Annotated in this window: 15 protein-coding genes; 7 read left to right on the plus strand and 8 right to left on the minus strand. The window is 62.0% G+C overall.

Going from position 1 to position 24683, the window contains the following annotated elements:
- Positions 1 to 214 precede the first annotated feature (214 nt).
- The gene (gene oxlT, locus P6U23_RS14890; protein WP_407181467.1) at positions 215 to 1522 is read right to left on the minus strand and encodes an oxalate/formate MFS antiporter; all 1308 of its coding nucleotides are present in this window, start codon (positions 1520 to 1522) and stop codon (positions 215 to 217) included.
- A 516-nt stretch (positions 1523 to 2038) separates the two neighbouring features.
- Between oxlT and P6U23_RS14895 the strand changes: the two genes are divergently transcribed.
- Entirely contained in the window at positions 2039 to 3370 is a 1332-nt protein-coding gene (locus tag P6U23_RS14895; protein WP_407180471.1) for an acetamidase/formamidase family protein, read from the plus strand.
- A 96-nt stretch (positions 3371 to 3466) separates the two neighbouring features.
- Here P6U23_RS14895 and P6U23_RS14900 read toward each other — a convergent pair whose 3' ends face one another.
- Positions 3467 to 6799, minus strand: coding sequence for an adenylate/guanylate cyclase domain-containing protein (locus P6U23_RS14900; protein ID WP_407180472.1), 3333 nt, complete (start codon positions 6797 to 6799; stop codon positions 3467 to 3469).
- A gap of 229 nt (positions 6800 to 7028) precedes the next feature.
- On the opposite strand from P6U23_RS14900, the gene P6U23_RS14905 reads away from it, so the two are divergent.
- Complete coding sequence (locus P6U23_RS14905; RefSeq protein WP_407180473.1) at positions 7029 to 7502, plus strand: cupin domain-containing protein; 474 nt, start codon at positions 7029 to 7031, stop codon at positions 7500 to 7502.
- Positions 7503 to 7764: 262 nt separating this feature from the next.
- Here P6U23_RS14905 and P6U23_RS14910 read toward each other — a convergent pair whose 3' ends face one another.
- The 6 genes from P6U23_RS14910 to P6U23_RS14935 all read right to left on the minus strand — a co-directional run bounded on the left by P6U23_RS14910 (position 7765) and on the right by P6U23_RS14935 (position 16375).
- Positions 7765 to 8793, minus strand: a complete 1029-nt coding sequence (locus P6U23_RS14910; RefSeq protein WP_407180474.1) for a patatin-like phospholipase family protein — start codon at positions 8791 to 8793, stop codon at positions 7765 to 7767.
- Between the two features lie 880 nt (positions 8794 to 9673).
- Positions 9674 to 11992: a PAS domain-containing sensor histidine kinase gene (locus P6U23_RS14915; RefSeq protein WP_407180475.1), complete on the minus strand. Its 2319-nt coding sequence runs from the start codon at positions 11990 to 11992 to the stop codon at positions 9674 to 9676.
- 203 nt (positions 11993 to 12195) lie between these two features.
- A complete protein-coding gene (locus tag P6U23_RS14920) occupies positions 12196 to 13575 on the minus strand; it encodes a cation-efflux pump (protein WP_407181468.1) in 1380 nt (459 codons plus the stop codon).
- 112 nt (positions 13576 to 13687) lie between these two features.
- Complete coding sequence (locus tag P6U23_RS14925) at positions 13688 to 14656, minus strand: zinc-binding dehydrogenase (RefSeq protein ID WP_407180476.1); 969 nt, start codon at positions 14654 to 14656, stop codon at positions 13688 to 13690.
- Positions 14657 to 14692: 36 nt separating this feature from the next.
- Entirely contained in the window at positions 14693 to 15688 is a 996-nt protein-coding gene (locus P6U23_RS14930) for an NAD(P)H-dependent flavin oxidoreductase (RefSeq protein WP_407180477.1), read from the minus strand.
- Positions 15689 to 15949: 261 nt separating this feature from the next.
- Positions 15950 to 16375, minus strand: coding sequence for a CBS domain-containing protein (locus P6U23_RS14935; RefSeq protein WP_407180478.1), 426 nt, complete (start codon positions 16373 to 16375; stop codon positions 15950 to 15952).
- Between the two features lie 380 nt (positions 16376 to 16755).
- Between P6U23_RS14935 and P6U23_RS14940 the strand changes: the two genes are divergently transcribed.
- From P6U23_RS14940 to P6U23_RS14960, 5 genes are all read left to right on the plus strand, one after another.
- Positions 16756 to 17022, plus strand: a complete 267-nt coding sequence (locus P6U23_RS14940) for a hypothetical protein (RefSeq protein ID WP_407180479.1) — start codon at positions 16756 to 16758, stop codon at positions 17020 to 17022.
- Between the two features lie 549 nt (positions 17023 to 17571).
- Positions 17572 to 18900 carry a porin gene (locus tag P6U23_RS14945; RefSeq protein ID WP_407180480.1) on the plus strand — a complete coding sequence of 443 codons (1329 nt, stop codon included), beginning with the start codon at positions 17572 to 17574 and terminating at the stop codon, positions 18898 to 18900.
- Positions 18901 to 19085: 185 nt separating this feature from the next.
- Positions 19086 to 19409, plus strand: a complete 324-nt coding sequence (locus P6U23_RS14950) for a hypothetical protein (RefSeq protein WP_407180481.1) — start codon at positions 19086 to 19088, stop codon at positions 19407 to 19409.
- Positions 19357 to 21942, plus strand: a complete 2586-nt coding sequence (locus P6U23_RS14955; protein ID WP_407180482.1) for a tetratricopeptide repeat protein — start codon at positions 19357 to 19359, stop codon at positions 21940 to 21942. The genes P6U23_RS14950 and P6U23_RS14955 overlap by 53 nt, the downstream gene beginning before the upstream one ends.
- A 468-nt stretch (positions 21943 to 22410) precedes the next feature.
- Complete coding sequence (locus P6U23_RS14960) at positions 22411 to 24633, plus strand: tetratricopeptide repeat protein (protein WP_407180483.1); 2223 nt, start codon at positions 22411 to 22413, stop codon at positions 24631 to 24633.
- Positions 24634 to 24683 lie beyond the last annotated feature (50 nt).

Here is a 24683-nt window from a genome sequence, read left to right on the forward strand (position 1 = left end):
CCTGTGAGGCGCTCGCGAAAGCGAGCCTCGAAGGGCGACGGCCTGGCTGCTGCAGAGGGGCCGTTCATCCTTCGAGGCCGTCGCTTTGCGACGGCGCCTCAGGACGACGGGGCAATTGAGAGTCCGTTTCAGCAGCGCCGTAGGGCGGATTAGCGAAGCGTAATCCGCCGTCTATCCGAGGATGAGTTTCGCTAACCCAACGCTTCGATCTCCGTCAGGTCGGCTGCGCGCCGGCCGGCCAGGCTGTCCCTCCGACCGGTCGCGCCACCAACTTCTGCCGCATCGGCTTTAGAACAAAGATAGCCATCAGCGCAGCAATGATGTTGAAGACCGAGGCGATGATAAAGGCGCCCCTCCAGCCGCCGGTCTCCATCACCAGCACGTTGGCGAGCGGCACAAGCAGCGAGGCCGTTCCTTTCGCCGTGTAGAGCAAGCCGGCATTGGTGGTGGCGTACTTCACGCCAAAGCAATCGGTGCAGGTGGTGGGAAAGAGGCTGTAGATTTCACCCCAGGCGAAGAACACGACGCCGCTCAGGAGCACAAACCCCAATGGGTTTTGCCCATACGCATATAGAGCCCAAATCCCGATGCCCTCCAACACGAAGGCGATGAACATGGTGTTCTCGCGGCCGAGAAAATCAGAGACCCAGCCAAAGAACGGTCGCGTCAGTCCGTTGAGAACGCGATCGATCGTCAACGCAAACGTCAGCGCGGGCAGGGTAATGCCGATGAGCGTGACCGGGATGGTGTCGAGATGGAAATCCTTGGCGATAGGCTTGAGTTGCGCCGTTGCCATCAGTCCACCCGCCGCCATCAGCACAAACATCACATACATGATCCAGAACGTCGGCTCTCTGAGCACCTGCAGCGGTTCGTATTGAATGCGACTTTGCTGCACGAGCGCGCTGGTCGAGGCCTCGGGGGCTTGGCCGGGCCGCGGTGCGAACAGCAACAGGGACAGCAGGATCACGACCACGCCTTGGCCGATACCGAACGTGAAGAATGTATTTTCGTAGCCGTGGGTCGAAATCATCTTTTGAATGGGAATGATCGTGAGCGCCGAGCCAATGCCGAATCCTGCGGCGGTCAATCCGGTCGCGAGCCCGCGGTGGTCGGGAAACCATTTGAGCGCGTTGCCGACGCAGGTCCCGTAAACGGCGCCCGCTCCAAGGCCTCCTAAGATCTGAGCGAGGTACAACATCGCAAGCGAGCTTGCGAAGGAGTTGAGAATCCAGGCGAGCCCGGTGAGACACCCACCCGCAAACACCATGATCCGCGGCCCGAAGCGATCGACGAGATAGCCCTCGGCAGGCACCAGCCAGGTTTCAAACAGCACGAACAGCGTGAACGCGACTTGGATCGATGCGAGGCTCCAACCGAATTTGCGGCTGATGGGAATTGTGAAGAGCGTCCAGCCATATTGGAGGTTGGCGATCATCACCATGCAGATGATGCCGATGATCAATTGGCTCCAACGGGTCGCTTCGGAGACCCGCGCGGCAGGCCGATCGGTTTGTGACATCGCGATCATTGGGATCACTCCTCGCCCTCATGTCCGGCGCGGTACATGTTCGCGTAGCGTCGAAATGCTCTGTCGGGGTGCGGCGGACAGCTAAAGTAAGCTCCTTCCTTCGCACCCCAATGTCCGGAAGTTGTTCAAGTTCCGGACATTAGCCTTTGTGCTAAATCCGCGCGGGACGTCGGGCCTCGGTGCGACCGTGTCGATTTTTCTGCGGCTCAGATCCAACCGGCAGCCGAGGTGAAGACAGGTGCTATGGTAGGACAGAACCGGACCTGTCCTCCGCAAGCGAGGCCGCGAGCGACCACCTCAATGTCGACGCCAGGCGAGTAACGTGGTACTGCAATTTTTCTCGGTACGCCGAAGCGACGCGAACGCGAGAGGCCCGCGATAACTCCGCGACCTGGCCGTCGAGCCAGCCGAGGGGCGTTGCCATGGCGCGTTGCTCGACCGCGAGTGAGCGCGGGTAGCGGTCCATTTGACGCGGCATACCGCGCGGACGCTTTCTTGGGGGTCATCATGCCCGAGACCCACGCCGACGGAAGTGAGCACGCCCACCAGCACTCTGATCATCACCTCTGCGCCAATCTCTTCGGCTGCGGCGACGAGAAGGGCACAGGTGTCATCCGCGAGGACATCAAGGATGCTGCCTTCGGCCATCGCGCCCGCGACAGCCTCCTGCACATGGACGAGGTCGATCAGGAGAGCCTCGACGGCTATCTGTCGGCGCGCGGCCATTGGCGCCGCAAGTTCCTGCAAGCAAGTAGCTTCATGGGTGCGCTCGCCGCGGTCGAGCCATGGTTCGCGAGGCTGGCGCGGGCGCAGGAGCCCGCCGCGAGGCCGGGGCGGTCATCCGACGCTGGAGGCCGCGTGCACGTGGTCCCCTCAACGAAGGAGACGGTGCGGCTCGGCGTGTTCGACGCCAACCTGGCGCCCATTCTCACCATCGACTCCGGCGAAATCATCAGCTTTCCCGACACCTGGTCGCATTTCCTCAATGAAATGCAGCCGGGCGTGCCGATCGACACGCTCGCGAAGCTGCGCGTCGACAATCCGGGCAAAGGGCCGCACTCGATCATTGGGCCGATCGCCGTGAACAAGGCCGAACCAGGCGACGTGTTGGAGATCCGCTACGAGCGGATCCGGCCCTACGAATGGGGCGCTGTCTTCAACAACCCGGGCGCGCTGGGGACCGGCCTCTTGCCGCAGGACTATGCTCAGGGGCAGGTCAAGTACGTCGATCTCGACCTGCGCGCCATGACGAGTGAATTCCTGCCCAATATCACCATTCCGTTGAAACCGTTCCAGGGCACCTTGGGCGTTGCGCCACCCGACGGCTATTTCCCGCCCTTAAGTCCCGGCGTCACCAGCTCGGTGCCGCCAGGCCCGCATGCGGGCAATCTCGATCTCAGCGATCTGTCCGAGGGCTCGACGCTCTACATTCCGGTGTGGAAGCCCGGCGCGCTGGTCTATACGGGCGACAGCCATGCGGTGCAGGGCGACGGCGAGATCTCGCTGACGGCCCTTGAGACCCGCATGAAGGAGCTGCGCATCAAGGTCATTCTCCACAAGCAGAAGAACATGGCTTGGCCGGTCGCCGAGACAGATTCACACTGGATCATCATGGGTCTCGACAAGGACCTGAACGCAGCGATGACGCTCGCGGCGCGCAACGCCATCAAGTTTTTGGCGACCCGGGCGAAGATCGGCGAGCTCGACGCCTACGCGCTGTGCAGCATCGCGGTGAGCTTCCGCGTGACCCAGGTGGTGGATATCGTGCGCGGCGTCCACGCGCTGATACCCAAGTCCATCTTCGCCCCCGAGCTCCGGCGGGAGATGACGATGGTGTGAGCGGTGCGTTCGAATGGCCCTTGCGCGGACTTTGGCTCCGCGCGCGTTCCTCGAGCCGAACCGAGTGTCGGCGCCAGACAAATACGAAAGGCTGTTTCAATTCGCCGTCTCTAACCAGTGCTTGGCGCTCTTGAGATCAGTGATGTCGAGACCCTCATCAAATTTGCAATAGATCGGCGCAAGTATCCCCTCGGCCTCCCTGCGCCGGCCTCGGGCTTGGAGCAGCTTTGCGAGGCTCGTTGCCGCTCGCAACTCCAGAAGGCGAGCTTCCTGGGCACGGGCTGCTTCAAGAGCTCGGCGCAGACAGCTTTCCGCTTCATCACCGTCGCTGATTTTGCAGAGCAGCTCACCCTTCAATCGATCCAGTTCGGGTGCGAACCAGACGTCGCCGCTGTCGACGTCCGCCTCATCGATGAGCCGCAATCCATCCTCGGTCCTTCCGGCCATCAAATGCGCCTCCGCAGCGCGTGCGAGCCGATAGGGAACGTGAAATCTGGAGCCTGTTCTACGCCAGTTGGCCAGCCCTTCCTGCATCAGAGCGATGCCGTCGTCACTCTCTCCCTGCATGACACGCGCCCAGGCGCGCAGCATGGTCGCGTTCGCTATGCCAACGGCTGATCCGTGCATCGCGAGCATCGGCAAGCCTTCGGCGACGTAGTGCTCTACCTTCGCTGGCTCCCGGCGAATCTGGTGCAGCTCCGCTGCGAACCAGAGCGCCTGTGCAAGAGTGGGCGGATGGTCGAGATCGCGCGCGAGCGCCAGGCCTTTCTGCATTTCGTCGACGGCCTGATCCGGATATCCCATCGTCGCTGCGATAATCGCGTCCGATGCGTAGGCGCAAACAGCGGGATCATGGCCTCCATATTGCAGGGCTTGCCGGCCATGTGCCTCGCGCCGATAGAGCCCAACTCCTCTTTCGATATGGTGACGCGCCGTTGCCAGGCGACCTGTCACCATGAATGACGGCCAGGCTGCGTGATGCGCCTGTAAGGCGAGCTCGGAATTTCCGCTGGTGTTGGCCATCCCGAATAGCTCGTCCACCAGGCGCGCGGCCGTCGCAAACTCGCCGCGTGAAAAGGCGACGAGCCAAGCCCCCCACACGGTCGGGAAAAGATCTGGGACCCGCTGCCCGGCACTCGCCAGCTCCCGGGCTCTCGCATACACTTGGCCGATCTCAGGCGCCGCCGACGACCGCGTCGTCATCAATGCAGGCCCCAGAGCGATCAGGAGCTGCAACTCCTGGTCCGCGTAGCTGGCCCTGTCGGGGAGCGTTTCCAGAAGCTGCAGCGCGTTTCGAAAATGCGCGATCGCCTCCTTGTTGGCCGAGCCCTTGGTTGCGCGGTCTCCTGCGCGTTGCCAGCAGGTGATGGCCTCTCGCGGCATTGCGGCGAGGGAATAGTGCCGCGCCAGAAGCTCGGGCTGACCGTCGCCGACATCGAACTGTTGGTCAAGAACGGTTGCGATGCGTGCATGGAGCTGCTGTCGCCTTTCGCGGAGCAGGGTGTCGTAGGCAACATCCTGCACGAGCGCATGCTTGAACAGGTAATGCGCGTCCGGAGGCAGGCCCTGCCGAAACAGCAAGCCGGCGCCGACGAGACGATCGAGGGCCAGTGCCAGCTCGGCCTCGGGCCTTTGCGCGACGGCTGCCAGCACGGCATGCGAAAATTCCCGCCCGACCGCCGCACCGATCTGCGCCACCTCCTTCGCCTGGCCAAGCCGATCAAGGCGCGCCAGCAACGAGGCGTGCAGGCTCGCCGGAATTGCTTGACCATGTGACGCAACCATCGAGGCGGTTCGTCGGGCCGCCCCTTCGTTCTCGGCCTCCAGCACCGCCTTCGTCATCTCCTCGACAAACAAGGGAATGCCATCGGTGCGGTCCACGATCTCGGCGCTCACGTCCGCCGGCAGCTCCTTTGTCCCGACCAGACCCGCAATGATCGCCGCCGCGTCGCGTGACGGAAGCCGATTGAGCGTCATGCTTGTGACATGGGCCTGCCCTTCCCAAGCTGCCTTGAACTCGGGACGGAAGGTGATGAGAAGCAGGGCGTGAAGGTTTTCTATTCGCTTTACGAGCAGGTCGAGCACTTCAAGGCTCGTCGGATCGATCCAATGCACGTCCTCGAAGATCATCAGAATTGGATTCCGGGACGCCAATCGGACGAGCTGTGACGTTAAGGCTTCGAGCGTCCTTTGTTTGCGCTGTTCGGGGGTGAGCTCGATGCTCGGATATCGTCCGTCGTTCGGAAGGGACAGCATCCCTGCCAGGAGCGCCGCGTCGTGGGGAGAGGTCGATGTCTGCAGAAGAAGGGCATCGAGCTTGTCGAGCTTCGCTTGCGGCTTGTCGTTGTGCAGCAGCCCAGCGGCGCGTTCCATGTGCCGGGCAATGGGATAGAGCGCACTGTCGGTGTGCTGGGGCGAGCAGAAATAGCGCAAGCGCGTGTGCGGTTCGGTTGCGACGTGCTCCATGATCGCGACCGTAATCCGGGATTTTCCAATGCCGGCTTCGCCCGAGAGCAATACGACTTGCCCTTCGCCCATTTTGGCGCTGGACCACCGGCGCAGAAGCAATTCGAGTTCTTCCTTGCGCCCAACCACGCGGGTCAAGCCGGTTGTGTGTAGCGCGTCAAATCGGCTTTCCGTGGTACCCGCTCTCAATGCCGCCCAGGCGCGCACCGGTCCGGAAATGCCCTTGAGCTTTCTCGAACCGAGATCCTGGAATTCGAAGAGATTGCCGAGAAGTGTTCGCGTGGTCTCGGCGACGACGACGGCATCTTGATCGGCGATCGCCTGCAGGCGCGCGGCAAGATTGGGTGTCTCACCCACGACGGCCTGCTCCTGAGCCGCACCCTTGCCGATGAGATCGCCGACGACCACGAGCCCTGTCGCGATGCCGATCCGCACCTGCAATGGTGAGCCAATTGCGGTCTTGAGGTTTGGAACGGCCTCGACGAGAGCAAGGCCGGCGTGTACCGCGCGTTCCGCATCATGCTCGTGGGCTTGCGGATATCCAAAATACGCCAGTACGCCGTCTCCCATGTACTTCGCGACGTACCCGCCATTGCGCTCGACAATCGTCGTGCAGCAGCGGTGATAAGCCTGGACGATTCCACGCAGGTCCTCTGGATCGAGTTGTGCCGAAAGTGCAGTCGAGCCGACAAGGTCGCAGAACATGACCGTGAGCTGACGGCGTTCCGCCTCGTCGCGCGTCTTCTCGGCAGGGTCGGGATCTGGAGCTGAAGCGGGAACGGGGTGCACAAGCTGGCGGATGGCGCGGAGCATCTTTCGACGATCTCCAAGCAGGACCCCGAGCTTCTCGAGATCCTGGTCGGTCAGGTCCGGGAGAACAGTGACATCAATGCGGTTGGCTTCGAAGCGCTCGGCGTATTCGGACATGCCGAGCTTTTCCAGCCAGTCGGCAATCGGTTGCATGACTCACCGCCGGTCGCGAGATACCCACCGCGGAGTTTGGAGCCAGTAGCAACATTCTATTGTGGCGTTCGGCTGATTGCACGCGAATGATAATGCAGCGCAGCCGGCTATTGGCCTTGAGGACGCCGGCCGTCGGCATTGGGGTAGGGCGCTCCCGCATCGCGAATACTTCTGAACCCGCAGCCCCGCGTGATCGACAGATAATGGGCGCGTGCAATGGAGGCCGATCATGCAAACAGGAACGGTTACCGCGGTATTGCTCCTCGTCGGCGCAACCGGTGCTTTCGCCGATGACATGAAGATGCCGGTCAACGCCTCTCAGATCGAATGGGCACCGGCACCGAATTTCGTGCCAGAGGGTGCCCAGATCGCCGTGCTGTCCGGCGATCCGTCAAAGGATGGGCTCTATGTGATCAGGTTGAAAATGCCTGCCGGATACAGGATCCAAGCCCACAATCATCCGACCACGGAAATGGTCACCGTCATTTCCGGCGATTTCCACCTCGGAATGGGCGATGCGCTCGATGAAGAGAAGAGCATGCTGCTCACTGCCGGCGGCTATGCGGAGGCGCCTGCCCAGATGAACCACTACGCCTGGGCGAGCAGTCCGACGATCGTGCAGGTCCACGGTCAGGGGCCGTTCGCGATCACCTACGTCAACCCCGCGGATGATCCGAGAAGCAAGCCGCAGGCGTCAAAGTAGCAGACCGCGGCATGGACGGAAGACCGGGACCGGCGGCATCCTCGCCGCCGTCTTCGGCGCGGCTAGCGCTATATTGAAGAGCTGAGCGATCCGCAGGGCTAGCGCACCAGGTAGTGGGTGTCTTCAACCAGGCCCGTCATTGCGAGGAGCGAAAGCGACTAAGCAATCCAGACTGTATCCGCGGCTACAGTCTGGATTGCTTCGCTTCGCTCGCAATGACGGCGGAGCGCGCGCCCTCCGATTCGCTCGGCTCGGCGACGCCCTAGAGAAACATTTTTTCGAGATCGAGCGTCGAGCGAGACCCGATGTGTTCGAAATTTTGATCGAGCCACTTGCTTGCGGTCTCCCGTCCCGCATCCCGCAGTCTGCACAGCAGCTTCCATTCGGGATGAAATTGCGTTGCCGTGCCAAGCTGCGACATCAGATAGTCGTTGCCGATCCAGTGCATGAACATGCGTCTGTGCCTGTTTGCGTCCAACTCGCCGCTGTCGATCAGCCTCGTGGCAAAAGCGATGGCGCGCATCTCTCGCATCAATGACGAGTTGAAGCTGATCTCGTTGATCCGATGCAGGACGTCCGCCGCGCTCGCCGGCAATTCGTCTCGCGTGATCGCCGTCACCTGCACAATGATGACGTCTTTCGCGCCCTTATAGTAGATCAGCGGGAAGATCGCGGGGTTTCCAAGGTAGCCACCGTCCCAGTAGTGCTCGCCGTCGACTTCGACGGCCTGGAAATAGGGAGGAAGGCAAGCGGAGGCGAGCACTGCGTCAACGGTGATAGCGGGTGTCTCGAAGACCTTGATTTTGCCGGTGCGGATATTGGTGGCATTGAGGAAAAGCTTCGGCGCCTGCGGCGAGTGATTGAGCTGTTCAAAATCCACCACTCTCAAAAGCAGATCCCTGAGCGGATTGACATTGAATGGATTGAGCAGCGTCGGCGGAAGCGTGTGAGTCAAAAAATGAATCAGCGCATGGAATGGATGGTATTCAGGCGGCAGCCTGAACGCTTGAATCCACTGATTCCAACGCGAGAAAAGGTCGAACATCAAATCCATATGTGAGACTTCGGCCCAAAAGATTTCGAGGTTCTGTCGGGCCGCCGTGGGGCCGCCGGCGACCATGCCGGACGCAAGAACCACGGCGTTCATGGCGCCCGCGCTCGTGGCGCTGATCGCCTCGATCCTCAGCCTGCCGTCCTCGAGCATTCGGTCGATCACGCCCCAGACAAAGGCGCCGTGGGCTCCACCGCCCTGCAGCGCCAGGGTCACGTGCTTCAACGGATGGGTTGTCACCTTTTCACGCCCGTCGCCATGGTCCGCGCTGATGCCGGGAGCATCACCGCTTGTAGCGCGACCAACCTATGATCTTTTCGCGCTGATAGACAACCGGTTGGCGCGTTGGGGACGGCTCAGCGCCGCCAAAATCGCGTGCGCGCAAAATCCAATTTCGCGAGCCGATTCAAGCTGATCAGGCCTGTCCAGTCGAGCAGTCAAAAATATTTCGCTTTCGTTTTTTCAGAAATCGTGATTATTCATGCGCATCCCGCTTCGGCATGAGGGGCGTTACGGCCGATCGTCACGAACGTGGAGCGGAATGCGGTGGACGCGGATGTGTCGAAGACGAACGATACGGAAGCGGACGGCGAAGTCGTGTGGTCCTGGCGCCCCAAGGCTGGCGCTAAGTTTCGCGAAGATGCGCTTTGCGCATCGCGCAGGCGACGGTGACAATAAAGTCTGGCTCACCGAGGAGAGCGCGAAGTAAGTCGTAAACCACTGCGCAGGGAAGGCCGGTGTGATGCCGCCTGTACCTGTGGTCTTCGCGCGCCTCGCGCAAGTTTTTTTGCGCGGCGGCCGTGGGTGCAAGCGGGCACCTGGTCTTCCCTGCGCCCTCTGTACCTAATGAGGGACAAGGTTGATGCAAAACTCGGGCGCAAGTTGCGCCGCGAGAACGTGAAGTCACATTTGAATCGCCACGTCGCCCTGGCCAAGCGACATGTCCGCCGTAGCTCGAAGAGCCAAGGCGGAAGCGCAGAGCCGGGACCCATAACCCCAGCGCGGTGTTGTTGCGAAGGTCGTCAGCCAAAGGTGCCACATTGAGGGATTCCGCGGTATGGGTCCTGGCGTTCGCCAGGACGACATCGGGGTGACCGTCATCGCGATCTGGGTTTTGGCCTCAAGCCGCCACTTGCATCCTCGCGTTCGCCTTGCGCGCATCGCGCGGCAGGATCACGCGGACCACGGTGCCGGCGCCGAGCTTGGAGCGCAGCTTCATCGAGCCGCCGTGCAGATGGGCGAGCGAGCGAGCGATCGCAAGCCCAAGCCCCGAGCCGTGGTAGGTCTTGGTGAGCTGACTTTCGACCTGCTCGAAGGGGCGGCCGAGCCGCGCCAGCGATTGCGGCGCGATGCCGATGCCGGTGTCGCCGATCAGCAGCACGATCCGATCGGTCATGACGTGGCTGCGCACCACCACGCGGCCGCCTTCGGGCGTGAACTTCACCGCATTGGACAGCAGGTTGACCACGATCTGCTTGGTCGCCCGGCGGTCCGCGACCACGGGAATGGAGCCCTGAATATCCGCGTCGATCACCAGATCCTTGTCCTGCGCGCGACCCGAGACCACCCGCAGCGATTCAGCGAGCGTCTTGGACAGATCGAGCGTTTCCAGATCGAGCCTCATCCGTCCCGCCTCGATCTTCGACATATCGAGGATGTCGTTGATCACGTCCAGCAGGTACTGACCGCTGGTCAGGATGTCGTGGCAATATTCGCGGTATTTCTCCGAGCCGAGATCGCCGAACATGCCGCTGCCCATGATCTCGGAGAAGCCGATGATGGCGTTGAGCGGCGTGCGCAGCTCGTGGCTCATATTGGCCAGGAATTTCGACTTGGTCTGGTTGGCTTCCTCCGCGCGGTTCTTTTCGCGCGCATATTTTTCGGCGAGATCGGCGAGCTCGATGGCCTGGCGCTCGAGCTCGGCCTGCGAGCGCTTGAGATCATTGACGGTGGCGCGCAGGCGCAGGTCGTTCTCGACCAGCTTCTGCTCGTGCGCCTTGATGCGGGTGATGTCGGTGCCAACGGAGACATAGCCGCCATCCTTGGTGCGGCGCTCACTGATGTGCAGCCAGCTCCCGTCCTCGAGTTGGGCCTCGAAGGTGCGCGCGCCCGGGGTCGAGCTGACGACATCATGCTGGCGCGTGCGGACCTCCGGCATGCTGCCGACCTCGATGATGGTCTCATAGGACGTTCCGGGGATCACGGCGGAATCCGGAAGCTTATGCAGCCGCTGGAAATGCGAGTTGCAGAGCACCAGGCGATCGCTCGCATCCCACAGCACGAAGGCCTCGGGGATGGTCTCGATCGCGTCGCGCAGCCGCAGATCCGCCTCGACGGTTTTTTCCGCAAGACTCTTCTGTTCGGTGATGTCGACCGCGATGCCGATCAGGTGCAGGCTGTCGTCGCCATGGATGAGCTCGCAGCGCACACGCAGCCAGATCCAGTGTCCGCCGGTGTGCTGCATGCGGAAGCTCTGGTCGATGTGGTTGATCTCGCCGGAGATGAGCTGTTCGGCGATCGCGAACAGGTTGATGTCGTCGGATTTCACCAACGCGTTGACCTCGCCGAAGGTCAGGAGATCGCTGCGGCTGTCCAGCCCGAGCATGGTGAACATCGATTGCGACCAGAAGATGCGGCCGCGCGACAGGTCCCAGTCCCACAGGCCGCAGCGGCCGCGGTTGAGCGCGGTATCGATGCGCCCGCGCACTGCATCGTTGATGAGGTCGCCCTCGCGGGCGCGGGTCGATTGCCAGTGGAAGGCAAAGCCGAGGATCAGCACCACGAATCCCGTGGTGGCGGAGAGCGTCACCGACAGCGCCGCGTCCGAGCCCCAGATGGGCTCGTTCTTCTCCTGAATGACCATGATCTGCCCGGGCAGCGATTTGATCAGGCGGGAGACCGCCAGCGCGCCGCCGCCATTGGGCAGCACCATGTCGCTGGCATCGTCCTGCCGGCCGGGCGCCGTCAAGAGCTGCGCGGTGCTGATGACGTCGAGCAGGCGGTCGGCTTCGCCGAGCGAGGCGTCGATCGGCAGCCGTGCGAGAACGCGATGGTCGGCACTGCTGACGATGAAATGCCGTCCCGGAGCAACGCCCCAGAGCGGGATCAGGTCGGGCAGGATGTCCTGCAGATGCGCGATGTTGCCGAGCCGCTGCATGCGCGGCGAGGCGAGGCGGTCGATCCGCTCGGCCAGCAGGTCGGCGAGCGCGGCGAGATCGCGCTTGGTGGCCGCACGCTTTTGCCGGTTCTGATCGAGCACCTGCACGAAGGCGCCGAGGCAGATCGTGATCAGAAAGGCGATGATGAGGGTCGGCACAGCGCGGCGGAGCGTCGGCTCCGCAATCAGGAGCCGGTGGTAGGCTGGTTTCGCGATCGACTGCGCCAATCCCTTGATCGAATCGGATTGGACGCACGCATCCGCCGCGTGCGCGCGCGCCATGCCCTAGACCCCCACGGAAGTATTTCTTGCACCAGTCCGGAAGGTCCCCAGCACCTCCCGAATCATGATGATTTGAATCCAGTTTTTGCGGACTGTCGAGAGTCAACGATTCCTTAAAGCAAATAAATCTTGTCCAATGAAGAATCGCGCAGGCGAATTTGCAGTCCGCATGAGTCCGAAACGGGAACGCTGTGCGACAAGCGTCAGACGTGAGGCGGCTCGGCGTGACTGATGACACGCTTCACGCTGGGAAAAGCGCGGCGCAGTGCGCGCTCGATCGCATCCACATTCTCGTGAACCTTGATCACGCTCATCGAGGGCGCAGCTCTGCAATGGAAGTTGACGATTTCGCCGGCCGCGGTGTCGCGCACGCGGACGTTATGAATGTCGCTGATCGCGGTATCCGCGGCAAAGCGCGACAGCGCCTGCGCGATTGCCTCCACCCGCTCGGGCGCGGCGTCGCTGCCGAAAGGCAATTCCGGCTCCAGGGGTTCGATGTGGGTGTCGACCTCGACATCCTCGCCGAATTCCTCGCGGATGTTGCGCTCGAGCCGGTTGGCGATCGCGTGCGCCTCGACCAGCGGCATCTCGGCGTCGACCTCGAGATCGATGCTGACAATCAGCTTGTCGCCGAGGTCGTGCACGGTGACGTGGTGGATGGCCAGGCCCGAATTGCGCGCGATCACCATGATGCGTTCGCGCACGCTTTCATTGCTCAGCGCGACGGGGACGGCGGTGAAGGTCAGATCGGCGTCGCCCAGTGCCTTGGCGACTCCGGCCTGCGATCTCTGCTTGATCTCCTCGACGCGGTCGATCGGCAACGTGCGCGGCACTTGCACGACCGCATCGATGAAATGGGTCGCGCCGACCATGCGCGCGCGCAGGCGCTCGACGTCGACCACGCCCGGCACCATCCTGATCGCCGCCGTGGCGCGTTCCGCAACGCCCTCCGGCGCGCGATCGACCAGCGTTTCCACCGTGGAGCGCGCCAGCCGCAAGCCGAGCGCCGAGATCATCACCGCGACCGCGATGGCCGCCGCGGCGTCGCCCCAGCCGACGCCGAATGCGGAAAGCGCAAGCCCGATAATGACGGCGACCGATCCCGCGACGTCGGAGGCAAAATGCAGCGCATCGGCGGCCAGCGCCTGGCTCTGGGTTTCGTGTGCCGCACGATGCAGCGCCCGCGCGCGCCAGAGGTTGACCGCGATATCGACCAGCAGCACGAGGAAGGGAATCAATGAAATCGTCGGCGGCGGCGCGCCTTCATGCAGACGGCTATAGGCCTCGACCAGGATGCCGCCGGCCAGCACGTAGAGCAGGGCGATCACGCCGAGCGCCGAGATGCTCTCGAGCTTGCCGTGGCCGTAGTGATGTTCCGCATCCGCGGGACGGTCGGACACGCGTACCACCATCCAGGTGATGATGGTGGCAACGACATCGACCGAAGAGTGGAGGGCTTCCGAGATCAGCGCGAGCGAACCGATGATGATCCCGACCGCGAGCTTCGCCGTCGCCATGGCGGCGCTGGCAAATACCGAGATCGCCGCGACGCGGGATTTTGATGGGAGATTGGCCTCGCTCATGGCGTGCGGGTTTAGCAGCCCGTCTTGCGACATGAAAGCGCGGATCAGGCGCCGCGCGGCGCCTGCTCACAGCTTCGCTTGTTGCAAATTGTTCCGATTTGAAACCGCGCTGTCAAAGCGTCACGACGATCTTGCCGAGATGCTTGTTGGCCTCCATATGCGCGAAGGCCGCGCCGATGTCGCCGAAGTTGAACACCTTGTCGATCGGCAGTTGGAGCTTGCGGCCTTCCACCGCAGCCCAGATGTCCTTCTTGATCGCGTCGAAGATCTCGCGGATTTCCTCGACGGTGCGGGTGCGGAACGTGACGCCGATATAGTTGATGCGCCGCGCCGCATGCAGGTCGAAGTTGAAATCCGCATGCGTGCCGCCGAGCCGGCCGACATTGACGATGCGGCCCTTGATCCGAGTCGCGGCCAGATTTTGGTTTGCGACCTTGCCCGAGACCTGGTCGACGATCAGGTCAACGCCTTCGCCGTTCGTCGCCTTGAGCACCTGATCGACCCAGCCGGGGTCGGCGGAATCGATCGCAAGATCGGCGCCAAACTCCTTCAGTCGCCCGCGGCGCGTGGCGTCGGTCGAGGACCCCACCACGAGGCTGGCGCCCTTGAGCTTGGCGATCTGCATGGCCATCAATCCAACGCCGGAGCTCGCGCCCTGGATCAGCACGGATTGTCCGGCCTGCAATCCGCCGACGGTGACGACGGCATTATGCATGGTGGCGAGCGCGACGGGGAGGGTGGCCGCCTCCTCGAAGTTCATGTTCGAGGGCGTGCGGAACAGCCTGCCGTGATCGGCAAGCGTATATTCGGCAAAGGCCGCGCTGCCCGAACCCATGATCCGGTCGCCGACCTTGACGCCCTTCGCCTCCGGGCCGAGCGCGGCGACTTCGCCGGCCCATTCCATGCCGAGCACCGTGCCGGCGCCGCCGGCGCTGCCATGGGCGTGGCCCTTGGCCATGCCGAGATCGGCGCGATTGAGGCTGCAGGCGTGCACCTTCACCAGCACCTGCGTGCCTTTCGGTGCGGGCTTCGCAATGTCGGCGATGGCGGCGCCGCCTGCGCCGTAGACATAGGCCTTCATGGGATCAACTCTCGCTTCGGATCTTCGATATCGCCGTTATGCCGCGACTTCGCGCTGCGCCGGCGACATCATGCCTTCCAACCGGCTGCGGATGATGGTTTCCGCTTCCCGCACGATGCGGGAGACGAGTTCGGCGCAGCTTGGAATATCGTGGATCAGGCCCTGCGCCTGGCCGGCGGACCAGATGCCTTCGTCCGCATCGCCGGTCGTATAGACCATCTTGCCGCGTGCGCCGGCCACGAGCTCACGCACCTGTTCGAAGCTTGCGCCTTCCTTCTCCATCGCCACGACCTTGGTCGAGACGGCATTCCTGGCGACGCGCGAGGTATTGCGCATGGTGCGGAAGATCAGCTCGGTCTCGCGCTCGTCATTGGTAACGATCCGCTCCTTGATGAGCTGATGGATCGGGCTCTCCTTGGTGCACATGAAGCGCGTGCCCATGTTGATGCCCTCCGCGCCCAGCGCAAGCGCCGCGACCAGCCCGCGGGCATCGGCAAAGCCGCCGGATGCGATCAGCGGTATCTTCACCTTGTCGGCGGCGGCGGGAATCAGGATCAAGCCGGGCGTGTCGTCCTCGCCAGGGTGGCCGGCGCATTCGAAGGCGTCGATGGAGATCGCGTCCGCGCCCATGCGTTCCGCGGAGAGCGCGTGGCGGACGCTGGTGCATTTGTGCAGCACCTTGATGCCGTGCCTCTTGAATTCGTCGACATGCTCCTGCGGCTTGTTGCCGGCGGTCTCGACGATCCTGATGCCGCTTTCGATGATGGCCGCGCGGTATTCCGCATAGGGCGGCGGCTTAATCGTGGGCAGGATGGTCAGATTGACGCCGAATGGCTTGTCGGTCATCTCGCGGCAGCGTGCGATTTCCCTGGCAAGATCCTCCGGAGTCGGCTGGGTCAGCGCGGTGATGAAGCCGAGCGCGCCGGCATTGGCGACGGCCGCGACCAGTTCGGCGCGGCCGACCCATTGCATGCCGCCTTGGACGATCGGGTGCTCAACGCCGGCGAGCTCCGTGAACCGTGTTTTCAGCATGTCTTGCCCTGCGCTCCCTTCGCATTTTCGGCGCGCAGGATGGCGTCGGGACAGGCAAAAGTCCACGGCCAAGGGAGCGGCTCAGGCAGTCAGGTCATGCAACGCCAACCGCCTTCGTTTCCGCACGACGAACAATTCCGTCGTGGAGGCTTGCGATCCTGGCGCGGCGCGCAAACAACGGCGGAACCGAGTCCGACGTCGGGACATTGGTCACGGCCTCGGCTGACGCCAAGCGGGCCTCGAAGCGGAGCAGGGCGGCCTTCAGGCCGCGCGCGGCTCGCTTGTCGTCATCTCATCGACGGCCGATGCGATATCGCGCATGCTGATCACGCCCGCGAGCGCAAAATTGTCGATCACCGGCAGATGCCGGATGTGATTGACATTCATCAGGTGGCGGACCTCATCCAGCGTGTCGTTGGAGCTGCAGGCGACCAGCTTCTGTACCGAGATGAGCTGGGACACCTGCACATTGACACCGGCGGCGCCGTGCTCGGCGATCGCGCGCACCACATCGCGTTCGGTGAACATGCCGACCGCGGTGTTGCCTTCGGAGCGGACGACATCTTTGACCACGAGCGCGCTGATGTTGTTGGCGCGCATGAGGCGCGCCGCAACGCCGACAGTCTCGTTCATTCTGATGGTGACGACGCGGGCGGTTTTCTTACGCAGGACGTCTCCGACTTGCATTGCAACCTCCTGTGGCGGTGGTCAACTCGCTAGTAACCTAATTCTGGTATACATTATGCCAACTGTCAATCGCACACGAGCAGGAACTTCCAAAAAAGCCTGGCGGCCCGCGCTCCGCAAGGCCACCGTCGCGCTAAGCTGCCAAAGGACTTTGCCAACAGGGTCAATCCAGACCGCCCATGGAATCAAGTGCGACAAGAAGTTGCGGCGACTGCACGGCCTGCTGTGACGGCTGGCTGCAGATCGAGGTGCGGGGCCACCGGGTTCGCCCGGGAAGCCCGTGCCCGTTCCGTGCCGCCCACGGATGCTCGATTTACCAGGAGCGCCCATCCAATCCTTGTCGCGAGTTCGTTTGCGGATGGCTCGTCGGCTCGAGCCCATTGCCCGACTGGATGCGCCCAGACCGCTCCGACATGATCATGCTGGCCGCGAATTTCACCTGGCGCGGATTGCCGGTTGACGTGGTCGTGCCAGTTGGCGAGCGCCCGAAAAGGAAGGCGTTAGACTGGTTGAGAGAGTTTAGTTCGGTGCACAAACGGCCGCTGCTTTATCAGATGCAGGGCGAATGGTTCGCGTTTGGCCCGCCGGCTTTCCAGGCGGAAATCTCCGAACGTATCCGGCGTGGCGAAAAGCTCTGGCACGAGTGAGATTGCTGCAATCTAAGATTGCTGAAATTCGTCACGAGCATTGCTGGTGCTAAGGGAACTTCATTACCGAATACCGTGCAGCGCAGCAATTTTGCTGCAATACGATGCGACATTTTGTAGCATTTTTACGACAGGTTACCGAAATTTCATTTATTCACGCTGAGCGCCTTCCCTTTGGTATTTGGTATACCTTAGGCTTCCTCGCCTCGGAGTTGAATCCGACAAAACAGGTGGGGACACGCTATGAAAGGAAAGTTTCTATCCGGTACGGCCTGTGCTGCGCTTTGTTTGCTCTCATTCGGCGGGGCGGCGCGCTCTGCGACACTCGACGACGTGATGGCACGCCTCGATAAAATCGAAAAAGAAAATGCCGAGTTGCGAGCCAAGGTGCGCGCCTTGTCCACGGCAAAGCCGGCGCCGCCGGCCGCTGCTGCGGCTACGGACAAAGCAAAAAGCAATCCGGTGGTTCACGCCGCCGTCGCAACGTCGCCGGCCCCAGTGCCGCCTCCGGCTCCGAGGATTGGCGGCATTCCGGTTAAGGCCGGTCCGTTGGCGCCGCTGATCGATAACACGACCGTTACCTTGTACGGATCGATCGATCTGTCCGCCGACGTCTTCAATAATTCCGTGTTCGATCAAGGCACGAAGTGGGGCGTCGCGAGCAACATCTCCAGCTTCGGCGTGCGGGTGAGGCACAATCTGGCGCCCTATGGCTGGGACGGCATGGCGGTCGTGGCGCAGTTGGAATCCCAGGTGGATTTCGCCGCAGCGCCGAACGAGCGGGCGGCATTCGGCACGCGCGACAGTTATCTCGGCGTAGAGGGGCCGTGGGGCGCGGTTAAGGCCGGTAAGAGCGACACACCCTACAAGCGAGCCACCAATGCCTGGGATCCGTTCTCCCGAACGCTTGGCGACTACAATTCGATCATGGGGAATACGGGCGGCGATAACCGCGCCGAGTTCGATTGGCGCATGAATCACGCGATCTGGTACGAATCTCCAATCTGGAATGGCCTCCAGTTCAGCGCACTGATCTCGCCGGGCCAGAACTATGCCCGGGACAATAGCGACTACGCCTATGGCGACTATTTCCAGTGCAACGGCGCGTCGACGCGCGGAAGCGGGAGCAACTTTCCAGGCACGGGCGGAGCCGTTCCGGGTAATATCGGCGGCAACGGGTGCACCGATGGTTCGTATGGCAACGCCTATAGCGCTGCGCTGAACTATAAGAACGGTCCTTTTACCGCGATGGCCGCGTACGAACTCCACGAGGGCGTCAACCGGCACGGCGACGACGGGCTCCAACCGGGCCTGATTGCTCCCGTCTTCCTCGCCGACGGCTCTCAGGTCTTCACCGGGATCCACAACGAATGGGCAGCAAAGATCGGCGGTGGCTATCGCTTCAACGACGGCATCGGTGATCTTCAATTCTACACGTATTATGAGTGGATCCGGCGCGAAGTGACACCAATTGAGCAACCGTTCAATGAACGGTCGCGCGATGGCGTCTATGCAAGCGTGACGCAATTCATAGGCAAGCAGTGGTCCGTAAGTGCGGCCTATGCTCACGCCTTCAGAACGCCGGGTAACCCCGCAATGTTGAGCGTCAACGATCCGGTGCTTGCGCCGGCGGCGACGCTGCAGGCAAACCTGTTCGACGATTCCGCAAACCAGTATACGATCGGCGCGCGCTATTACTTCAACGATTGGGCGAGCTGGTACATCGTCGCGACGGAGCTCACGCAGGGGCCGGGTGCTCATTACTGCCTCGGCGCAAGCGGCCACGGTTATCAGGTCTGCGGCCGTGATGCGGCCAACGACGTCATCGGCGGTGCCACGATTAAGGCTGCGACGACAGGCATGACGTTCAACTTCTAGAGCATTGACGAATAAGATGAAGGGGACTCGTAGACGAGTCCCCTTTTTCGATTGAGTGATTGGGCACGATTGGCTGTGAGACCTCCAGAACGCTCATATCCTCAAATCGGCTGGGCAGACCGATTTTTCCGGACCCTCGCACAGATCAATTTGATAGAGTTGCAAAGGCTACAGGGGACCATGCGATGGATATGCAACCGCCGCCGGCCATCGTGCAGCTCGCGCAAACCGAGCAGCCGCCAGAGGCTCCCGTCGAGCCCGTTCCCATCAAGGTCGACGTGTCGAAATATATCCCTGAATCGGCGACCGCCGTGACCATGATCGTCACGCTCAGCCCACCGACCGGTCAGGCGCTTATATACGCCGCGGGACACGAGAAAGATGCGACGCTGTTCAAAGCCCCGCGATCGATTGAGGAGGTCAAACTCGACGGTCCCGTTATCTATGTGAAGCTCTATGGAGCGACGTCCTTCGATATCCAATACACCAATTACCGTCAGCCCTATTGAGGGGCCGTGCCTTTGGGAACGGGACGACGCCGTGGAACGACTGGAACAGCAACAGCTCCTGGAAAAGGCCCTGGCAGCACAACGGAGGGGTTCGATCGCGGACGCCAAGCGTCAATACGCGTTGCTGTTGGAGATTGATCCCGATAACGCGGCTGCCTATGGCAATCTCGCGATCATTGCTGCCCAGCAGGGCGATCTTGCGGAGGCAGAACAACTGCTTCGGCGCGCGACTTCGCTGCGCCCTGACGATGCCTTGAGCTTCAACAATCTCGGGCTGGTGCTGTTGCAGCAGGGACGAACAACGGAAGCGATCGTTGCGCATCGTCGTGCCATCGAGCTGAGGCCGGCCTATGCTGAAGCTCATTTCGCGCTGGGCAACGCATTCAAGCAACAGGGCGCCCTTGCGGACGCGATCGCATCCTATGGCAACGCCATCGCAATCCGGGCAGGGTATCCAGAGGCGTTCAACAATATTGGCGTCGTGTTGCAAAGACAGGGCAGGCGATCCGAGGCGATCGCCGCCTATCATAAGGCGCTTGCGCTGCGGCCGACTTACGGGGAGGCGAGCTTCAATCTCGGTGTGGTCTTGCATGAGAGCGGCGAACTCGCGGCCGCCGAGGCCGCGTACCGCGAGGTGATTCAGTCTGGAGCTGATATTCCCCTGCTGCACAATAATTTGGGAGCCGTCCTGCAGGACCAAGGTCGCCTCGACGAGGCGATCGTGGCCTTCGACAAGGCGATCGCACTCGCCCCGGATTTCGCCGAGGCACACTATAATCGTGGCCTGGCTTTGCAATCGCAAAAACGGCTTGGCGAAGCACTGGCTGCCTATGGCCAGGCCATCAAGCTGCGGCCGGATTATATCGATGCCGTCAACAGAAGCGGCATCGTGCTTCAGGAGACCGGTCGCGCACCCGAGGCTGTCGCCCTTTACCGGCGATTGCTCGAATCGATCGGCAGCCAGGCCGACGTGCTCAACAACCTTGCCGCGGCGTTGATGGCCGATGGACGCCCGCGCGAAGCGCTGGACGCGCTGCATCAGGCGTTCGCGCTCAAGCCCGATTTTCCTGAAGCGCTCTATAATGCGGGCAATGCCTGGCGAGAACTCGGCGATCTCGAGCAGGCCATTGCGGCCTATCGGAACGCTTGGCGGCTCCGACCTGATTACGACGATGCGTTCGGCCAACTCGTCTATCACCGTTGGCGCGCCTGCGACTGGGAAGATTACGAGGGCGCCTCGCGCAGGATCACTGACATGCTGGAACGGGGAGCCCGCGTGCCGCCGTTTTATCTGCTATCGACCCCGGCATCCGCAGCCGATCAACTGGCCTGTGCGAGACACTGGCTGCAGCCGATTGTGCCGCCGGATCGAGATGCTTTCTCTCACCGCGAGGTGGCGAACGGCACGCGCATCCGCATTGGCTACTTGTCTTCGGATTTTCACCAGCACGCCACGGCCCATCTGATGGCCGAACTGTTTGAACATCACGATCGCGACCGATTCGAGGTGATCGCGTACTCCTACGGTGAGCATGATGACAGTGCGATGCGAGCACGGCTTGAGCGCACATTCGATTGCTTCGTTGATATCAGGCATCTGTCCCATCGCGAGGCGGCCGAGCGCGTCCGTTCAGACCGAATTGGAATTCTGATCGACCTCAAGGGGTATACGCATCATGCGCGGCCGCAGATTGCAGCTTATCGTCCCGCGGCCATCCAGGTGAGCTATCTTGGGTATCCCGCCACGACCGGGGCCTCGTTCATCGATTACATCATTGCCGACGAATTTGTCGTGCCCGTTGATCAACAAGAGTTCTTTTCGGAGAAGGTCGTCTATCTTCCAGGCTGCTATCAGGTAAATGACCGCAAGCGTGAAATCGCGCTGAATGCGGCTTCCCGGCAGGAGTGTGGGCTGCCCGCCAAGGGCTTCGTGTTTTGCAGCTTCAACAACGCCTACAAGATCACACCTAGCTTCTTCGATATCTGGATGCGTCTGCTCAAAGCGGTGCCAGGCAGCGTGCTTTGGCTCCTCGAGACACATCGTTTGGTCAAACGCAACCTCCGCCTCGAAGCCGAGAGGCGCGGTGTCGACCCCGATCGGCTGGTGTTCGCGCCGATCGTGTCGCCGGCGGCGCATCTCGCGCGCCACCGCAATGCCGACCTGTTCCTGGATACTTTGCCTTGCAACGCGCATACGACTGCGAGCGACGCCCTTTGGGCGGGGCTCCCTGTGCTGACGTGTGCCGGAAAGACATTCGCCGGTCGGGTGGCAGGCAGCCTGCTCGCCGCGGTCGGCCTGCCGGATTTGATAACGACGTCACGCGAAGCCTACGAGCGGAAGGCGCTTGCACTGGCAACCGATCCGGACCTTCTGTCGGAACTTCGCGCCAGACTGCAGAGGAATCGCGATATGTCGCCGTTGTTCGATCTGCCCAGAATGACCAGAAACATTGAAGCGGCGTATGCACGGATGTGGAGCGCGTGGTGCAATGGCCAACAACCTATCAGCTTCTCGATTGAAGACCAAAGCTGAACATTGACCCCGATGCCATCGGTCTCGGTCGCGCACGCTGCTCAAGTGCATTCTAAGGTTTGATGCGCGCCAGCGGTGGTGTAGGCTACCCAAATTGCGCGCAGCGACATCGTCAACGGGGAATTCGCGTCATGTGGATACGGACAACCATCGCGCTGATCACCGCTCTCGCATTTGGTTGCGCGTCGACCGGAGTCGCCAATGCCCACAAGCTCAGAAAACATCGCGGCCCTTATGTCGTTGGCTACGGCGGCCCGCCCGCGACGCCAGGACCGTATTACGGGCCCCGGCTTGTCCTGCACCCGGCGTTGAATATCGCTTGCATGACGAACTATCAGTCGACGCGTGCTTTGCCATGTGATCAGCCCGTCTGGGTTTACGGGAGTCCCTGCGAGGTCGATCTCGGTCTTGGACGCTCTCGTCCATGCGAGTGACCGCATCGCAGAGATGTTGCGTCTGAGCGTTGCCATGAACGCTGGCAGCCGTTCCGAACAGGTATTGGTGGCTGCGATAGCCCATCATCGGTCGGGGCGTCTGGTTGATGCCGAGCGCCTTTGCCGGCAGGCTTGCGATATCGATCCGGATAATGCACGGGCCTGGCACTTGTTGGGGGTCGTGTCGCATCAACTTCACCGAGATGACGCTCCGGCGCATCTCGCTCGCGCGGTGACGCTGGCACCCGATTTCGCGGAGGCACACAACGACAGAGGCGTCGTGCTCGCCGCCAATGGTCGATTGCCGGAAGCAATGCCTTGCTTCGAAAGGGCGCTCGCTCTCAATCCCGCTTACGCCGAGGCTCGCGGCAACCTGGCGCGCACGCTCCGATCGCTCGGGCGTCTCGATGCGGCCGTGAAGCATTTCGAGCGCCTTGTGGAAACTGCGCCGGGATCTGCGGGGGCACATTTCGAGTTGGCCGCCATCCTAGAAATGATGGGGCAGACGAGCCGTGCGGAGCATCATTATCGGCAGGCGGTCACGTTGCATCCGCGTTTCTTCGAGGCCTGCGTCCAGCTTGCTCGGCTATTGCAGGCCGAGGGTCGTCCCCTGGAGGCCCTGGGCTACGCCGAGCGCGCGCTTACATTGCGCCCGGACAGCGCTGGCGCGCACAACAATCTCGGCAACGTGCTGCGCGCCTTGGGGCGGCTGCAGCCCGCGATTGAGCAATACGAAGCGGCGTTGCGGCTCGATCCCAATCTAGTTATGGCGCATTACAATTGCGGCCTGGCCCTGCGTACCGAGGGGCGAATTGCGGAGGCGCGGGAGCATTTTGCGCGCGCATTCGCGCTTCAGCCAGCGGTGCTCGAGGTGGAACTGGCCTTGTGCATGGCTGAGCTTCCGGTGTCTTACGACTCTTCGGCCGAGATCGACGAGCGGCGTTCGGCCTACGCCAGTCGCCTTGCACATCTTGCCGCGGATGTGGAGAGGGCGGGATTCCCGGCGGGGCTGGCCGACCAACTCGGATCGCACCAGCCCTTTTATCTGCCTTATCAGGGGCGCAACGATCGCGAACTTCAGTCCATCTATGGTCAGCTTGTGTGCAAGGTCATGGCGGCCAGATACCCAGTGCCGCCGATGGCCAAGGCGCCGGCACCGGATGAGCCGATCCGGATCGGGATCGTCAGCGGTTTCTTCAGACAGCACTCCAATTGGAAGATTCCGATCAAGGGCTGGTTGAAGATGCTCGACCGCAATCGGTTTCAACTGTTCGGCTATCACACCTCGTCGGAGCGGGACACCGAAACCGAGGTGGCAGCGGCGCTATGCAGCCGCTTTGTCCAGGGGCCGCTGTCACTCGACGCCTGGCGGCGAACTCTTATGGACGACGCGCCCCACGTCTTGCTGTATCCGGAGATCGGCATGGACAAGGTTTCGGCGCAGCTCGCCGCGCAGCGGCTGGCGCCGGTGCAATGCTGCTCCTGGGGACATCCAGTCACCTCGGGTTTTCCGAGCATGGACTATTTCATCAGCAGCGATCTGATGGAGCCGGCCCACGCAGCCGACCATTATTCAGAACATCTGGTGCGCTTGCCGAATCTGTCGATCTACTGTGAGCCCCCTGACGTTGCGTTGCTCGAAGTCGATCGTGCGCAATTTGGGTTGCGTCCCGATGCGGTGGTCTATTGGTGCTGCCAATCGCTCCCGAAATATTTGCCGCAATTCGATGCTGTGTTTGGGCGCATCGCGCGCGAGGTTTCCGGATGCCAGTTCACCTTCATCGAGTCTGTCGCGGGCGAGGCTGTCACCCGAATGTTCCAGCAAAGGCTGGATCGCGCGTTTGCGCCGCTGGGGCTTCACGCGAGCGATCACTGCGTGTTCCTGCCGAGACTAGCGCCCGAGCGTTTTGCGGCGGCTATCGGTCAATGCGACGTCGTGTTGGACAGTATCGGCTGGTCCGGCTGCAACTCGATTCTCGAGAGTCTCGCGCACGATCTGCCCATCGTCACCTTCGAAGGCGACTTGATGCGCGGTCGCCACAGCGCGGCGATGCTCAAGATGATGGGCATTCGCGAAACCATCGCCCGAAACGTGGACGATTATGTTGCGATTGCCGTCCGCCTGGGACAGGACCGGTCAAGGCGCGCAGCGCTGTCCTCACAGATCGCCGGCAGCAAGCATCGGCTTTATCGCGACCGGGAATGCATCGCGGCGCTCGAGGCTTTCCTCGAACGTGCAGTTCGTGGCCCGCTTTGATCGCGCCTTGTAGAGGCAAACGAGGCGCACCCAAAGTACGCCTCGGCCTG

The sequence above is a fragment of the Bradyrhizobium sp. STM 3562 genome, assembly GCF_045571435.1.
Lineage (GTDB): Bacteria > Pseudomonadota > Alphaproteobacteria > Rhizobiales > Xanthobacteraceae > Bradyrhizobium.

Coding starts and splice junctions, on each gene's coding strand:
- oxlT (WP_407181467.1), bottom strand. CDS start 1,522: ATGTCACAAACCGATCGGCCTGCCGCGCGGGTCTCCGAAGCGACCCGT.
- P6U23_RS14895 (WP_407180471.1), top strand. CDS start 2,039: ATGCCCGAGACCCACGCCGACGGAAGTGAGCACGCCCACCAGCACTCT.
- P6U23_RS14900 (WP_407180472.1), bottom strand. CDS start 6,799: ATGCAACCGATTGCCGACTGGCTGGAAAAGCTCGGCATGTCCGAATAC.
- P6U23_RS14905 (WP_407180473.1), top strand. CDS start 7,029: ATGCAAACAGGAACGGTTACCGCGGTATTGCTCCTCGTCGGCGCAACC.
- P6U23_RS14915 (WP_407180475.1), bottom strand. CDS start 11,992: ATGGCGCGCGCGCACGCGGCGGATGCGTGCGTCCAATCCGATTCGATC.
- P6U23_RS14920 (WP_407181468.1), bottom strand. CDS start 13,575: ATGAGCGAGGCCAATCTCCCATCAAAATCCCGCGTCGCGGCGATCTCG.
- P6U23_RS14925 (WP_407180476.1), bottom strand. CDS start 14,656: ATGAAGGCCTATGTCTACGGCGCAGGCGGCGCCGCCATCGCCGACATT.
- P6U23_RS14930 (WP_407180477.1), bottom strand. CDS start 15,688: ATGCTGAAAACACGGTTCACGGAGCTCGCCGGCGTTGAGCACCCGATC.
- P6U23_RS14935 (WP_407180478.1), bottom strand. CDS start 16,375: ATGCAAGTCGGAGACGTCCTGCGTAAGAAAACCGCCCGCGTCGTCACC.
- P6U23_RS14950 (WP_407180481.1), top strand. CDS start 19,086: ATGGATATGCAACCGCCGCCGGCCATCGTGCAGCTCGCGCAAACCGAG.
- P6U23_RS14955 (WP_407180482.1), top strand. CDS start 19,357: ATGGAGCGACGTCCTTCGATATCCAATACACCAATTACCGTCAGCCCT.
- P6U23_RS14960 (WP_407180483.1), top strand. CDS start 22,411: ATGAACGCTGGCAGCCGTTCCGAACAGGTATTGGTGGCTGCGATAGCC.